This window comes from Lacticaseibacillus parakribbianus, assembly GCF_025490915.1.
Lineage (GTDB): Bacteria > Bacillota > Bacilli > Lactobacillales > Lactobacillaceae > Lacticaseibacillus > Lacticaseibacillus parakribbianus.
The window spans coordinates 48,370-62,924 of sequence record NZ_JANQBA010000017.1; the positions used below are offsets into that span (position 1 = coordinate 48,370).

Here is a 14,555-nt window from a genome sequence, read left to right on the forward strand (position 1 = left end):
CTCGATGGGCCCGAATACCAGGGCGAGCGCCACCACCCACGCGCAGTCTGACTGTCTCTCCTACTCGCTTGCGAGGTAGCTGCGGAGGGGCTCGGCGCGTGGCTTGTTCCAAGCGGCCTTGAACGCAGCACCACTGCGAGGCCAATCCTGCAAGATTGTAACCAGTTAGCAAGATAGCCGAGGCCGCCGCGAGCGTCAACCCGCGGTGGCTTCGGCCTGCCCGGCGTTGCCTTCGGCCGCGCCGGGTCTTTTTGTCCCGTGACTTGCTAACTTTTGGTTAGGATTGAAATCCGCGGCCGGACTGGTATAATTGTGACTACTGGAATTGTCGACCTTCAAATCGGAGAACTCCAGAATCTGATTGAAATGATGGTGATTTTTTTGGACAATAGCAACACGCGCGTCGTGGTGGGGATGTCCGGCGGGGTGGATTCGTCCGTCACCGCGCTTTTACTCAAGCAGCAGGGCTACGACGTGGTCGGGGTCTTCATGAAAAACTGGGACGACACCGACGAAAACGGTGTCTGCACCGCGACGACCGACTACGAGGATGTCGCGAAGGTGGCCGCCGAAATCGGCATCCCGTACTACGCGATCAACTTCGAAAAGGAGTACTGGGACCGGGTGTTCCAGTACTTCCTGGACGAGTACAAGGCCGGCCGCACTCCGAATCCGGATGTGATGTGCAACAAGGAGATTAAGTTCAAGGCCTTCTTAGACTACGCCGAAGAACTCGATGCCGATTACATTGCGATGGGCCATTACGCCCAGACCACCACCGATGAGAACGGCGTGGTTCACATGCTGCGCGGCGCCGACGGCAACAAGGATCAGACCTACTTTCTCAGCCAGCTGTCTCAGGCCCAGCTGAAGAAGTCGCTGTTCCCAATCGGCCACCTGCAAAAGCCCGAGGTGCGGGCGATTGCCAAGGAGTTCGGCCTGGCCACCGCGGCCAAGAAGGACAGCACCGGCATCTGCTTCATCGGAGAGCGCAACTTCAAGCAGTTCCTTTCCACCTACCTGCCGGCGCAGCCCGGCAAGATGATGACGGTGGATGGCGTCGAGATGGGGACCCACGACGGGCTGATGTACTACACCATCGGCCAGCGCTCCGGCCTGGGCATCGGCGGCAACAGCCAGAACTCCGAGCCGTGGTTCGTGGTCGGTAAGGACCTTGCGACCAACACGCTGTACGTCGGCCAGGGCTTCAACCACCCAGCCCTGATGGCCACCAGCCTGGATGCCAGCCAGATGAGCTTTTTCACCGGCCCGGCGCCGGCGGCCAGCTTCCACTGCACCGCCAAGTTCCGTTACCGCCAAAAGGACACCGGCGTGACGGTCACGCTGGATGGCGACCGCGCCAAGATTGTCTTCGACGAGCCGGTTCGCGCGATCACGCCGGGCCAGGCCGTGGTGCTGTACGACGGCGCCGAGTGCCTGGGCGGTGGGACCATCGATCTGGCCTACAACGACGCCAAGGTGCTGCAGTACATCTAAGTAACCAGACCGCCTCACGCCGAGGCGGTCTTTTTGTTGGCGGCGGGTGGTATACTGGAGACAAACATACGTACGGAGGTCAATTATGAATCGCATCGATTATCAGACACCGCTTGGGCCGATGACGCTGGCGGCCGACGACCAGGGGCTGTGCGGCGCCTGGTTCAAAGGTCAGGCGCATTACGGCCAAGGCGTGGCGCTGGCCCAGGCCAGCGTCGCGACCACGCCGCTTTTGAACCGGGCCACGCGCTGGCTCGACGGCTACTTCGCCGGCACCAGGCCGGCCGTTGAGGTGCCGCTGCACCCAAGCGGCACCGCCTTTCGCCAGGCGGTTTGGACGGCGCTGCGACAGGTCCCCTACGGCACCACCATCACGTACCGCGACTTGGGGCAGGCGTTGGGGGCCTCGACCAGCCCCCGGGCCGTTGGCAACGCGGTGGGGCACAACCCGCTGTCGCTGTTCGTCCCGTGCCACCGCGTGGTTGCCGTCAGCGGCGACCTGACGGGTTACGCGGGGGGACTGGAACGCAAAGTCGCGCTTTTGACGCTTGAGGGCGTGGCGGTACGCGGTCACGCGCTGGCCAAGGGGTGAGCAAAGGCGTGCTTTCGGCGTTTGCGGCCGGCGCCCCTTGAAATCCCGCGGTGAAATCGCGATAATTAAGGTTATCACTAAGGGGGTCACGGTTTGACGCGGTTATACTTTGTGCGACACGGAAAGACGGAATGGAACCTGGCGGGGCGCTACCAGGGGGCCAAGGGGGACTCGCCCTTGCTGCCCGAAAGTTACGAGCAGATTCATCAGCTGGCCGGGGCCTTGCAGGGCGTGGCCTTCGCTCACGCCTACGTGAGTCCCTTGCCTCGCGCCCAGGAAACCGCGCGGGTGCTGTTGGCCGATCTGGGCCAGACGATTCCGGTGACCACCACGGTGGGGATGCGCGAATTCGACCTGGGGAAGATGGAAGGCATGACCTTCGCCGCGGTGCAGGAGAAGTACCCGCAAGCGCTTCAGGCCTTCCGCCACGCGCCGGCCGACTACGACCCGACGGCCATCGGCGGCGAGAGCTTTCCCGCCTTAATCAAGCGGATGCAGCCGGTGGTGTTTGATGCGGTGGCGGCCGATGCCACCGGTGCGGCCAACCTGCTGTTCGTCAGCCACGGTGCGGCCCTGGTGGCACTGATTCAAAGCCTGTTGGGCACCCCGATTGCCGACATGCGCAAGGACGGCGGCCTGACCAATTCCAGCGTGACCATCCTGGAGGCGCGGCCGCGGCTGCCTTACCGGTTGATTCGCTGGAACGACACGGATTTTTTGACCAAGCGGCTTGACCCGACCGACACGATCTAGGAGGAATCATGGCAGACAAAATGATCGCACAGTTCAACCGCGGCGAACACGACGCGGCGATTCAAGAGGCGGTGCGGCGCATCGATGAGAAGCCGACCGACCCCAAGCGCTACGCCACCCTGGCGACGATGCTGATCGGCATCAAGGCCTTCGATCAGGCCAGCCAGCTTTTGGTCAAGGCGCTGGGGTTATTCCCCAACGACGCCGAGCTGACCTACGACGCGGGGCTGTTGGCCCACGCGCAGGAGAACGACCAGCTGGCGGTTCGCTACTTCCTTCAGCTGACCCAAGGACCCTTGCAGGCCGATGCCCAGTACATGCTGGCGCTGTCTTACCAGCGCATGGGCCAGGCACAACGGGCGTTGGCCTTTGCGCTGACGGCGCATGAGGCCGACCGCACCCGGCTGGACGCGGCGCTGCTTTGCGCCGAGCTGCTGCTGGGGCTTGGGGTCTTCGAGCAGGCGGCGGCGCTGTTGCGGCCGTTCGCGCAGGTTCAAGACGCCAAGGTGCTGTTCACCTATGGCATGGCCGAAACCGGCGCCGGGCGCGACGGCAGCGCCTGGCTGACGAAGGCCAAGGCGCTCGATCCCAAGGGCTACCAGGAGCAGGCCGGGCGGGTGCGGGACATCGCCGGCTTCTTGAAGGTTCAAAACCATGACTGAGTGTCACCTGACCGGGCGGGTGAAGGCCATTTTCTTTGAGAACGCCAGCAATTTCTTCAAGATTCTGCTGGTCGGCATCACCCAAAAGGACTTCGACTGGCCGGAAAAAGAGATTGTGGTCACCGGCAGCTTCGGCGACATCAAGGAAGAAGAGAGCTACGGCTTCGTCGGCAGCCTAGTCAATCACCCCAAGTACGGCGGCCAGTTCGCCGCCAACAACTACTCGGTGGCCAAACCGACCTCCAAGCAGGGGCTGATCAACTACCTGAGCTCCGACAAGTTCCCGGGCATCGGGGCCAAAACCGCCGAACGCATCGTTGACGCCCTGGGCATGGGCGCGATCGACAAAATTCTCAAGGACGCAAAGGTGCTGGCACCGCTGGGTCTCAACGCCCAAAAGCAGGCGGTTTTGGTCGACAATTTGACCGCCAACCTCGGCATGGAGCAGGTGATTATCGGCCTCAACGACCTGGGCTTCACCAGCAACATGGCCGCCCGGATTTACCAGCTGTACGGCACCGACGCGATGCACGTGATTGAGGAGAACCCTTACCAGCTGATCGCCGACGTCGAAGGCATCGGCTTCAAACGCGCCGACGCAATCGCCGCCCACCTGAACGTGGCGGCCGACGCCCCGATGCGCCTGGCCGGGGCGGTCTTGGACGTGCTGGCCAGCCTGACGGAAGGCACCGGCGACACCTACGCGCTGTTGCCAACCTTGCTGAAGGACACCGTCAACATGCTGGAAGGGGCCAGAAACGTCGCCATCCAGCCGGATCAGGTCGCAGACGCGATGCTTTCGCTGACGCAAAAGGGCGAGCTGTTCGTCGAGGACCAGCACGTGTTTCCCAAGCGGTTGTACGACGCCGAGCGGGTGATCGCCGACCGGCTGAAGCTGCTGCTTCGCGCAAGCACGCCGGCCCCCAAGTCCAAGGCGATCCAAAAGGCGATCAAGGCCGTGGCCAAGTCGGCAGGCATCCAGTACGACGAGACTCAGACGCAGGCGATTCAAACGGCGATGCAAGATCAGCTGTTTCTTTTGACCGGCGGCCCGGGCACGGGCAAAACCACGGTGGTCAACGGCATCGTTCGCGTCTTTGCGGCGCTGCACGACCTGTCGCTTGACCCCAATTCGTACAAGGACGAGCCGTTCCCGTTCATGCTCGCCGCGCCGACCGGTCGCGCCGCCAAGCGAATGATGGAAACCACCGGACTGCCGGCCAGCACGATTCACCGGCTGCTGGGGCTTGCCGTTGACAGCCAGGACTTTGAGCCCAAGGACCTGCCGGACGGGCTTTTGATCGTCGATGAGATGTCGATGGTCGACACGTACCTGTTCCGGACGCTTTTGACCTCGGTTCACCCGGGTATCCACCTGATTCTGGTGGGGGACAAGGACCAGCTGCCAAGTGTCGGGCCCGGCCAGGTCTTCGCCGACCTGCTGCGCAGCCGGACGCTGCCGAGCCTCGAGCTCAGCCACATTCACCGCCAAGACGCGACAAGCTCGATCATTCCGCTGGCCCATGCGATCAACGCCGGCAAGCTACCGGCCGACTGGCAGCAAAACCGGCCGGACCGCTCCTTCATTCTCTGCCCCCCCAACCAGCTGGCGACGGCGGTGGGGCAGGTGGTCCAAAAGGCCTCGCGCAAGTTCGCCAAAAGCGAACTGCAGGTGCTGGCCCCGATGTACCGTGGGGTGGCCGGCATCGACCAGCTCAACCCGCTGATTCAAGACATCCTCAACCCGCGGCGCGACGCCCGGACCAAGGAGGTCACCGGGCCGTTCGGCGTCTACCGCATCGGCGACAAGGTGCTGCAGCTGGTCAACAACCCCGAGGCCAACGTCTACAACGGCGAGCTTGGCGAGGTGGTCGGCATCACCGAGGCCAAGCAGGCCGACAGCAAAACCGACGAGCTGACGCTGGATTTTGACGGCAACGAGCTGTCTTACCAGCGCAGTGACTGGGGCAAGCTGACCCTGGCCTACGCGACCTCGATTCACAAGGCGCAGGGCAGCGAGTTCTCGGTGGTGATTCTGCCGCTGACCCTAGGCAGCCGCCGCATGCTGCGGCGCAACCTGTTGTACACGGCGATTACCCGGGCCAAGGACTTCCTGATTCTGATGGGCGACCCGCGGGCCTTCGAACTGGCGGTGTCGGCAGTGGCGGACAACCGCCAAACCGCGCTGGTGGCGCGGCTCCAGGCGGTGCTTGCGGCCAATCCCGCCGCCGCTGCCTTAGTCGCGCAACCCGCAACGGCCGCCCCGCAAGGTGAATCGGCGCCGGTGACACCAGCGCCGGCTGCCCCCGTAGCGGCGGCCGCGCCCACAAAAGCACCGGACCAGCCGGCTACAACCGCCGAATCGACAGCCGCCCCCGCGTCCTACCGCCTGACCCCGGCGCTGGTCGCCGCCAACACCATTGACCCGATGATCGGCATGACCGGCATCACCCCTTACGCGCAAGCCGCAAGCAAGTAGCAAGAAGAAAGAGGTTTTTATGGCAGACATACGTTCCGAACTTGAGATTCGCCAGGTCACCCCGGCGGATCTGGAGCAGTTCAACGACTTACTGGCCTATGTGTTTCAAGTGACCGCCAAGGACATGGAGGAAGGCGGCTACGAGGAAGGTGAGCTCGAACGGGCGAAGCGGCCGGTGCTGGAGAAATCCGACGTGTTCGGCTGGTTCCACGACGGCGAGCTGATCTCGCAGCTGGCGATTTACCCGTGCCGGGTGAACATTCACGGCACCATCTACGACATGGCGGGGCTGACCGGGGTCGGCACCTACCCCGAATACGCCGGTCACGGCCTGATGCACGATTTGGTGAAGCTGGGGCTGCGGCACATGCGCGACCACCGGCAGTGGATCTCTTACCTTTACCCGTACAGCATTCCCTTTTACCGCAAAAAGGGCTGGGAGATCATGTCCGACCACCTGACCTTCGATGTGCGAGACACCCAACTGCCCAAGGCCGACGCGAACATGCCGGGCCACGTCGAGCGGCTGGAAATCGACGACCCGGATGTGATCGAAACCTACAACCGCTTCGCCCTGCACAACCACGGTGCGATGATTCGCAACCAGCTCAACTGGGACGAGTACTGGCGCTGGGAGAACGAGGAGGAGCGCGTCGCCGGGGTCTACTACGACGAGCAAGACATTCCCCAGGGCTACGTGCTTTATTGGATTGCCGACGAGGTGTTTCACATCAAGGAGATGGTCTACAACACCCAAGAGGGCCGCATCGGCCTCTGGAACTTCGTCGCCGCCCACTTCTCGATGGTCGAGCACGTGCGAGGCGACATTTACAAGAACGAGCCGCTGCACTTTCTGCTGGACGACGGTGACATCAAGCAGACGATTCACCCGTACTTCATGGCGCGAATCGTCGACGTCGCCGAGTTCCTCAAGGTTTACCCGTTCGTCGAGCCCGGGGCGCCTTTGCACTTCGTAGTGGCCGACCCCTTGGCGGAATGGAACAACCGGACGTTTGGCCTGTGGTGGGACGCAAGCGGCCGCGTTCACGTCACCGACCGCCCCGTGGGGGAGCGCGTGGCACTGGACATCCAGACGCTGACCACCATGCTGATGAGCTACCGCCGCCCGTCTTACCTGGCCAAAATCGAGCGGCTGACCGCGTCCAAGAAGGCGGTCAAGCAGCTGGAAAGCCTGATTCCGATGGATGAGCCGTACTTCTCCGATTACTTCTGACGACCAAAACGCCTCGCCCTTGCAAGCAACTTGCAAGGGCGAGGCGTTTTGGCGTCAGTCTAGCTTAATCCAAAAGGGTTGCTGCACGACGTGAAAGTCCAGGTCGAAGGGGCGGGTACCCATCTCCTCGCCGTCCATCTGCCCGAACTCCAACGAACTGGTTTCGACCCGCAGGTGCTTGGCCTTGAAGTGGTGAACCGCCTTGTACTTCAGGTGCCGGCCGCGGATCAGCTCCAGCAGCAGGAACAGGAAGTAGGGGATGTTCAGGTTCTCGACGACGATCAGGTCGATTTCGCCATCCGTCGGCGTGGCGGTCGGCAGAATTCGCACCCCGCCGCCGAAGTACGGGTGGTTGGTGGTGGTGCAAAGAAAGGCGCGGGGGATGATCTCGTAGCGGCCATCGACGTGAACGGTGACCGAAAACGGCTTGCGCGAGAAGAACACGTTGACGACGCCGAACATGTAGGCGAGGCTGCCGAGGTGCAGCTTATTGAGTATGCGCTTGTAGTTGCTGCGGTTGGTCGCCGCCACCGCCGCGGCGTCGAAGCCGACGCCGATGTTGTTGACGAAGTAGCCGGCCTCGTGGCGCGTGGCCTCGCTGTACTGACCGATGTCGAGCACCAGCGGCTTGGTCGCGGCCAGAATCTGGTCCAGCGCCTTCAGCGGGTCCTGGGCCATGCCGATGCCCCGAGCGAAGTCGTTGCCGGAGCCGGCGGGGATGTAGGCGACCGGCAAAAGCGGCTGGTCGGTTTGGCGCAGGCCGGTGATGGTCTGGTTCAGGGTCCCGTCGCCGCCGATCACCATCACCACCGCGTGGTCGTGCTTGTTGAAGCTGCCGATCTGCTTGCCCAGCTGAATGGCGTGGCCGGAGTAGCGGCTGACCCGAATCTCGTAGGGGAGCTTGCGTGCGTCCAGCACCTTGCGAACCGCCTTGAAGGTGGCCACGGAGGTGCCGGAGCCCGCCGCGGGGTTAAAAATAATGTAATAAAAACAGTCGGCCATGCGGATCCCTCTTCCTCAATTTCACTAATTTTGATTATACCGGCTGGTTTTGGATAAAACAAGCGCGAGAGAAACACAACAATCAACAAGTTATAAATGGCTACGTAGCAAGTTTTCATAAATTTTCAAAGCTCACAATCAAGCACCGGAATTCACCTTGGGACAGTGGAATAGAAAAGACATTTCCTGGCGGGCGACCAAAATTCACAAACTTTTATTAACATCACACAAAAAAGGGGAGTCCATCACGGGCTCCCCTTTGTCGTTGTCTAGTTATGTTTCTTGGGCGCACTAGGTTTCTCACTGGCCTTCAGGGCAGTTGCCAGCTTGGCAATTGATTCATCACTGAGGGTGATGCTGATGTTGGCTGGCTTGTCATTATCTTTTTGAGACAGCGAAATTGTTAATGCAGTTAGGCTTAATCCAATAAAAGTTGCGGCTAAATCTGGATCCTTGAATGCGGCAATGGCAGCGACAACACTGAAAACACCAGCCATTATTAGAAACAAGTTGAATCGGGGTGCAGATTTTGTTTTTTTCCCCATGATATATTCCTCCTCATTTTTCGAGGCCAATATATCATGGGCGTTCCAACATTTCCAGTACTTCTGCACCCAACCAACTTTCGACCGTCGGGTATGCCATCTTCTCGACCTCGCCCAGGGCATTCCACTCAGCAACAGCCTTCTTCATCTCACTGCGGGTCATCTTGTCGTGTAGATCACCACATTGAGCGTCCAGGAGGCCGTTAGCCTTGTTCATGGCGACGTTGAACTGCCACCACTGGCGAGACTTGATCAAGAAAGTAATTGCGTTGTCAGCACGTCCCTTGTCGTCATAGGCCACCCCGTTCGACCGGATATCGGACATCTGATTCCATGCGTAGGCGTCCATATTAGCGTTCTGGGAGGTGTAGTCCTTGTTCAGTGCAAGCGTCTCGATGTAACGTTGGAATCCAGCACGCGCGCGATTAACCGTATCCTGGCGCATCGTATCATCCATAATCCAATCGATCGAGTAGGGGAGGGCGGTCACCTGGTCGATGCTGACCGCCCAGTCCATCCAGAAGCTATCAATGAAATACTCATCCTTCAACGACTGGATTGCCTTTAACTCATCGACGTTGTAAGACACAATTTGCTCGGCGGCAACCGTGGCACCGCGCAGCTTGCGATACTTTGCCCGAATCGCAACCTCTTTCTCGTGGTATTCTGCCATCGGCTCACCGAACACATCGACATGGTGAGAATCAGTCAGCTTCAGCGCGTTCGCATCGGTTACCACGCTCGCGTCCATCAAGCCGTGACCTTCATGTGACCAATTGACCGGAACGTTTCGCACAACCGACGTGAACATCGCTGCGTAACGTTGCTTCATCTGCTGATGGTAAGCCTCAATCGCTTCAGTCTGATGCCTAGGATCGCCCAGGAACCGTGCTGCAACCTTTTTTTCGGCCACAGTATCGAAGTCGCCATCAAGCTCAGGTCGAAGTCCAATCAGGCCAGCCCATTGCCAGCTCGTGTGTCGTAACTCGTGTTCAGCGCGTGCCAGCTTGGCCTCATAGTTAAATTGCTTTGATTTGGCGGAATCAGCATTCAGCAGAGCGTGTAATTCAGGATTCCGAGCGATGTAGTCCATCAACAGCAACGCGACATCGCCGATGTAATCAGGTTGACGGACGGCCAGCCGCTTGTCAATTTCGACTGGGGCGAGCCGTGGGTGGTCAGCATCAGGTTCGGTGAGGGTGATGACGCGTTGCTTACCACGACCTGACCATTCTGCTGCCGAGTAGCCACCCTTGAGGAACGCCCGCACAATCGCATTCTCAGCGTCCTTATTCATCTTGCCCATTTTGTCGAATCGTGTACGTTGCTTGTCTGACACGAATTGTGCCCATTTTGAGTCAACCGCCATGAGGTCAACTCGGTTAATTTCAATTTTCGCCATATTTGTGACTCCTGTCATTTTTCTTCCTACACCCATTATACGTCAAAAGGTACAGAAATGTTCCCTTTAAGATAAGACCTTGGTTCTCAATTCTTCTTTATTGGAGACATTTCTGTACCTTTTTTATGATGGTGTAATACCGGCCGGAACCCCGGCCTCAGCGAGGTCTGACTACGGCTGAAGACCGCCTTGTCAGTTGATTTGTTTTCTTTCTCGATGATTATTAATTAATGAAAAGTCAGCTCAGTAATTAATCCTAGTCGGATAAGACTAGCAACATTACTGACGAGGCTTTAGCCGAAGTCAGGTGCAGGGGGGGGTCGGCGAAGACCCCCAAGGTCTTGCTCTTGACCTTATTACACGATGACGAAAGGGTAAACAAATATGCCTAAATAAGACGATTAGATCAAGTGTGCAACTCAACCTAATTAGGCTGGTGTGACTTTCCCGAATGGGTGTGATCTATCAATCTGCGAAAATAAGTTTGAAAACATTTTCGTAAACAATATACAATTCTGGTTAAGTGTAGTATAATATGGTTATACGATTGATACGAAAAACATTTTGAAACTTTTTCAATTTATTTCAAATTAATGGGTACATTAACATATCACAATTCGTATATAAGTTGTAAGGGACGAGGAAGTAGGAAACCCTGGTCGCTTGCATCTCAATCGCGTTGTTCATCGCGGTTACTCCTTTGATCGGTAAATTTCATACCATAATTTACCAGGTAACTTCTTCTCTACGCGACAACAAGGTCCGCCATAGCCTCATGTTGTCGGGCGCTGACGTTGGTCATCTCATCGGTTCGATTCCGGTGGTCGGCATAAATTGATTAGAATTTAATTAAATATGATTATAACATTGCCATCTACTACCTGAATTTGGTACCTAAAAAGACAATGTATATGGAGAGGTAATTATTCCATCGACATGAAATCGTTTGAGAATTGTTAAAGAATGTCGAAAAAGGTCAAAATGCCTTCGTTTTTGCCTCCTCCGCCCCTTATATAGGTGTAGGGGTAGCAGTTTACCACTAAACCCGATAAAATATTTAATCACTCTATCATAATCGATGCTGATTAACTTCTGGAATAGTCAATGCAATCACAATCCACAGACTTATCAACAATAAAATTATTAGAATGCCGCCATAAAGGGCTGATTTTCGACCTCTCCGCCCCCTATAAGGGTGGAGGGATAAATATTTCGCAACCAAATAATAAAACTAAAAGGCTTGTGTCGCCCCGACATTTTCAGTCTTTCTTCCCTCATCGTGGTTGAATGAGGGACATCTTTGTTTATGAATAAATGAAACCGCTTACGTGAAGGAGTAAGAACAATGGAAAAATCAACGTTTGAGGCAATTATGGAATTGGACGCGTTTGGCAAGGCAACAACGAAGCTGCTGAAGGCTGTGAGAGGAACGAACAGGGCCTATGAGCGCGCAGATGCACGGCAGGACCTCATCACGGAGCTGGCGCTACACCGGCTGAATAACTGGACGGATGCGATGGTGATGCACGCCATTCACGATGAGAACTACCAGCTGATGGTGATGATCGCCTACGCTGGCAAGGATGCCGCCAGACGCCACTGGTCCGCAGATGCCCGGCAGAACGCTGTAGCCGAGAAGGTTGTAGACAGCGGCATGGCAGAGGGTGTACAGCAGGTCGAGTCCCCAGGTGTTCTAGCTGAAGCAAACGAGATTGTGAGTGTAATCTTCACCAACACAGCCACAAGGGAATGGATTAACAGCATCTTGACCAGCGGCAAGTCCGAGACCATGGCCCAATACAATCAGTCGCCACGGCAGTTCAGCAAGAAGATGGCAGACGGCACTGCCCGGCTTAAGGCACACCAAGACACCATCGAGCAGGTACGAGCTGAGCATGAGATGAGACCGTTGAGAGCCGAGAGAGCTGAGCTGCTCAAGTTAGTGAACATCGTCGAGTCAGAGAGCTACACAGATAGCATGGTACAGGACTGGATTGATGCCCACCCAGTGCTTGCCAATGACCTAGTAGATGTCCCGGCAATCAGTTACCAGAAGCAAGTGATTGAGAGCTTTGCCAATGCGGGCAACACAGACAAATATTGTATGGTAAATAATGTATATAAACGAATTCAATGGTACAATAAGCGCTGAATACGTAAAAACTGTGGGGGAACTCAAATGACTGAAGAATCGGGCATCGCTTATTGCCCCGAATGCGGGGCAAAAGTACCTGAAAACGCAAAGTTCTGCGTCAAATGCGGTCACAAACTTGAATCTCAAAAGACAAGCACTCAAAGCATTCATAGTACTCCAAACAAACAGGAGCAGGTCGCGGTGACCGAAACAACAGAAGTGGAACGGGATGCACGTTCCGCTGTAGACAGTTTCTACAACTGGCCCAATTGGCTAAAATTTTTTGTGACGCTCGCAATTGCATCATTTTTAGCAATTTTTATCGGACGACTCTCCTACGTCATTTCGTTTGTCCTTGGCTTTGTATTTTTTAAGCCAAAAAAATAGTACACATGTTGAAGGGAGAATGAGAATATGCCTGAATCAAATGATAAAGTTAGCACAAATGAGCCTAGTCAAAGTGTCAAACAAGTAAATACAAAACATATAGCAATCCTAATTCTCTCATTGCTAGTAACAGCTGTCTCGCTTTGGTATAGAAGTGTCTCCAACAGCACGGCAAACGTTGTCGAGGGCAACATCTTTGTGCTTAAGACAGAACAGAATGGTGAATGGACAGATACCGGGTATCTCGTGTTTGGTGGTAAAGAAAACGGATATGGTGCGCTATTCATAAGTAAGAACTCGAAGTCATACGTCGATGACTTAAACTCTTCAGGTCAATTGGCGGACATGCTTTCTTACCAGTCGAGTAACTATAACAGATTTTGGGACATTGAGAGTAATGCTAAAAATCTCAAATGGACTAACGGATTGTCTGAAGACTCTAACCCCGATGACGCAACATTCCAAGATACATCGATGGAAGTATCCAAAATCTCTGGCATTTTCACTAAGAAGCTAACTGGTGTCTTCCATGACACTACTTTCGATTTCCAACCAGAAACAGTCAATGCAGTTTTAGTCAAATATTCCAAGATTAAGAATTAGGGGGTACCCGTTTGAAAAAAGTGGTTGTACTTGCGTTGTCGCTCATCTTACTCGCAGGATGTAGCGCGCACCGGACTAGCAATGCAGAGAAGCTACGGCAGGCGTCACAGAGCTCTGAGCCTAAACTAGTACATAAGAAGAGCTCTGCAAGAAGGGAAACCAAAACAGTGTCTTATCACCAGCTATCTAAGGTAGATAGGGATAAGGTGTTTTTCCGTTTTAAGGCCACACAAGACTCATCTGAAGCGACATCGGGCACGAATGGCCAAGGCGATTCTCCTTGCTTTGTGGATATGGAGGTCACAAACAAAACAGAAAAGAAGGTTACTCTGGACACCAGTAAAATCCTCCTCTATGAGTCCCAACAGGACCCAGAAAAGCCGGCGGTGTCAAAAACACTAACCATTGCACCTGGAAAATCGAAAATGGTTGAACGCATCTTTGACAATATGAACCCGCAATACTTCGTTGGTGGCGGCACTTTCATATATTTAAGCAATGAATTTCCACTTGCTTATACCTACATGGCATTCAAAGGAAATGGTAGTACTTCTGATAGCTTGAAGGATAAAGAAGTGATTGCAAAGAACAGAGACGCCGATGAAGTTACATCTGTTGGTAATGGCGCTTCGACGAATGAGGATGATTCAGCTGAGGATAACAGTAGTTCAGAAATTGGTGTTAACAACAGTTCCGTTATAAAGGTTACACCAGCATCTCAGTTTAGCAGCTTTACTTTTACTAATATTTCTGATAAGCAGATTACTATCAGTCCGGACTCACTGTTGCTTAGAATTGATAATCAAGCCGAGTTCTTCTCAGTTCCACAAGATATTGTTGATGCCGGGGACGTCACGATACAGCCTGGAAAATCGCATGTATATCAGTATCTGTTTGGGTATGAAGGTATGCAGGCTAGTTCCCTATCAATCGCTTTTGATACGGGTGGTAATATTATTTGGTCTTGGGACGGGCAAACCAGCAACTAGTGAAGTGTGATTGCAACGGATGTTGATAAGATACGAGAGCATCGGCTATATGTTGGGCTCTTCGTCAAGTGGAGTTGATACAGATTTATGAGAGTGCCTGGGCCTTAATCGGTCTGGGTGCTCTTTTATTAGTGCCATTTGGTTTGAACCAGAGTAAGCACCCAATAACAGACCGGATATGATTGCCCCTTGCCGGGCAGTATGATTGCCTCATCAAATCTAAATTGGTGAGGTAATTTTATGGATGAGAAACCTGAGATTGTTCGGATCAAATTA

13 protein-coding genes are annotated in these 14,555 nt (G+C 55.3%); 10 read left to right on the top strand and 3 right to left on the bottom strand.

Going from position 1 to position 14,555, the window contains the following annotated elements; translation table 11 throughout:
• Positions 1-366: 366 nt before the first annotated feature.
• The 6 genes from mnmA to NUH19_RS12010 all read left to right on the top strand — a co-directional run bounded on the left by mnmA (position 367) and on the right by NUH19_RS12010 (position 7,217).
• Positions 367-1,497 (top strand): tRNA 2-thiouridine(34) synthase MnmA, encoded by a 1,131-nt coding sequence (gene mnmA / locus NUH19_RS11985; RefSeq protein ID WP_262316800.1) that lies wholly within the window; start codon positions 367-369, stop codon positions 1,495-1,497.
• 85 nt (positions 1,498-1,582) lie between these two features.
• Entirely contained in the window at positions 1,583-2,089 is a 507-nt protein-coding gene (locus NUH19_RS11990) for a methylated-DNA--[protein]-cysteine S-methyltransferase (RefSeq protein ID WP_262316785.1), read from the top strand.
• Between the two features lie 93 nt (positions 2,090-2,182).
• The gene (locus NUH19_RS11995; RefSeq protein WP_262316786.1) at positions 2,183-2,842 is read left to right on the top strand and encodes a histidine phosphatase family protein; all 660 of its coding nucleotides are present in this window, start codon (positions 2,183-2,185) and stop codon (positions 2,840-2,842) included.
• A gap of 8 nt (positions 2,843-2,850) precedes the next feature.
• Positions 2,851-3,504, top strand: coding sequence for a tetratricopeptide repeat protein (locus NUH19_RS12000; RefSeq protein ID WP_262316787.1), 654 nt, complete (start codon positions 2,851-2,853; stop codon positions 3,502-3,504).
• On the top strand, positions 3,497-5,983 hold the full coding sequence (gene recD2 / locus NUH19_RS12005; RefSeq protein WP_262316788.1) for an SF1B family DNA helicase RecD2: 2,487 nt from the start codon (positions 3,497-3,499) through the stop codon (positions 5,981-5,983). Before NUH19_RS12000 ends, recD2 begins: the two co-directional genes overlap by 8 nt.
• A 19-nt stretch (positions 5,984-6,002) precedes the next feature.
• The gene (locus NUH19_RS12010) at positions 6,003-7,217 is read left to right on the top strand and encodes a GNAT family N-acetyltransferase (protein ID WP_262316789.1); all 1,215 of its coding nucleotides are present in this window, start codon (positions 6,003-6,005) and stop codon (positions 7,215-7,217) included.
• Positions 7,218-7,271: 54 nt separating this feature from the next.
• Here the strand turns inward: NUH19_RS12010 and NUH19_RS12015 are convergent, their stop codons facing one another.
• The 3 genes from NUH19_RS12015 to NUH19_RS12025 all read right to left on the bottom strand — a co-directional run bounded on the left by NUH19_RS12015 (position 7,272) and on the right by NUH19_RS12025 (position 10,166).
• Entirely contained in the window at positions 7,272-8,219 is a 948-nt protein-coding gene (locus tag NUH19_RS12015) for a diacylglycerol/lipid kinase family protein (RefSeq protein ID WP_262316790.1), read from the bottom strand.
• A gap of 269 nt (positions 8,220-8,488) precedes the next feature.
• The gene (locus NUH19_RS12020) at positions 8,489-8,764 is read right to left on the bottom strand and encodes a hypothetical protein (RefSeq protein WP_262316791.1); all 276 of its coding nucleotides are present in this window, start codon (positions 8,762-8,764) and stop codon (positions 8,489-8,491) included.
• Between the two features lie 34 nt (positions 8,765-8,798).
• Complete coding sequence (locus NUH19_RS12025; protein ID WP_262316792.1) at positions 8,799-10,166, bottom strand: hypothetical protein; 1,368 nt, start codon at positions 10,164-10,166, stop codon at positions 8,799-8,801.
• Positions 10,167-11,511: 1,345 nt separating this feature from the next.
• Here NUH19_RS12025 and NUH19_RS12030 point away from each other — a divergent pair.
• From NUH19_RS12030 to NUH19_RS12045, 4 genes are read left to right on the top strand one after another with little or no spacing between them, the layout of a single operon-like run.
• Positions 11,512-12,318, top strand: coding sequence for a hypothetical protein (locus NUH19_RS12030; protein WP_262316793.1), 807 nt, complete (start codon positions 11,512-11,514; stop codon positions 12,316-12,318).
• Between the two features lie 27 nt (positions 12,319-12,345).
• Positions 12,346-12,687 (top strand): zinc-ribbon domain-containing protein, encoded by a 342-nt coding sequence (locus NUH19_RS12035; RefSeq protein WP_262316794.1) that lies wholly within the window; start codon positions 12,346-12,348, stop codon positions 12,685-12,687.
• Positions 12,688-12,714: 27 nt separating this feature from the next.
• Entirely contained in the window at positions 12,715-13,290 is a 576-nt protein-coding gene (locus NUH19_RS12040) for a hypothetical protein (RefSeq protein ID WP_262316795.1), read from the top strand.
• Positions 13,291-13,301: 11 nt separating this feature from the next.
• Positions 13,302-14,279, top strand: a complete 978-nt coding sequence (locus tag NUH19_RS12045; RefSeq protein ID WP_262316796.1) for a hypothetical protein — start codon at positions 13,302-13,304, stop codon at positions 14,277-14,279.
• Positions 14,280-14,555 lie beyond the last annotated feature (276 nt).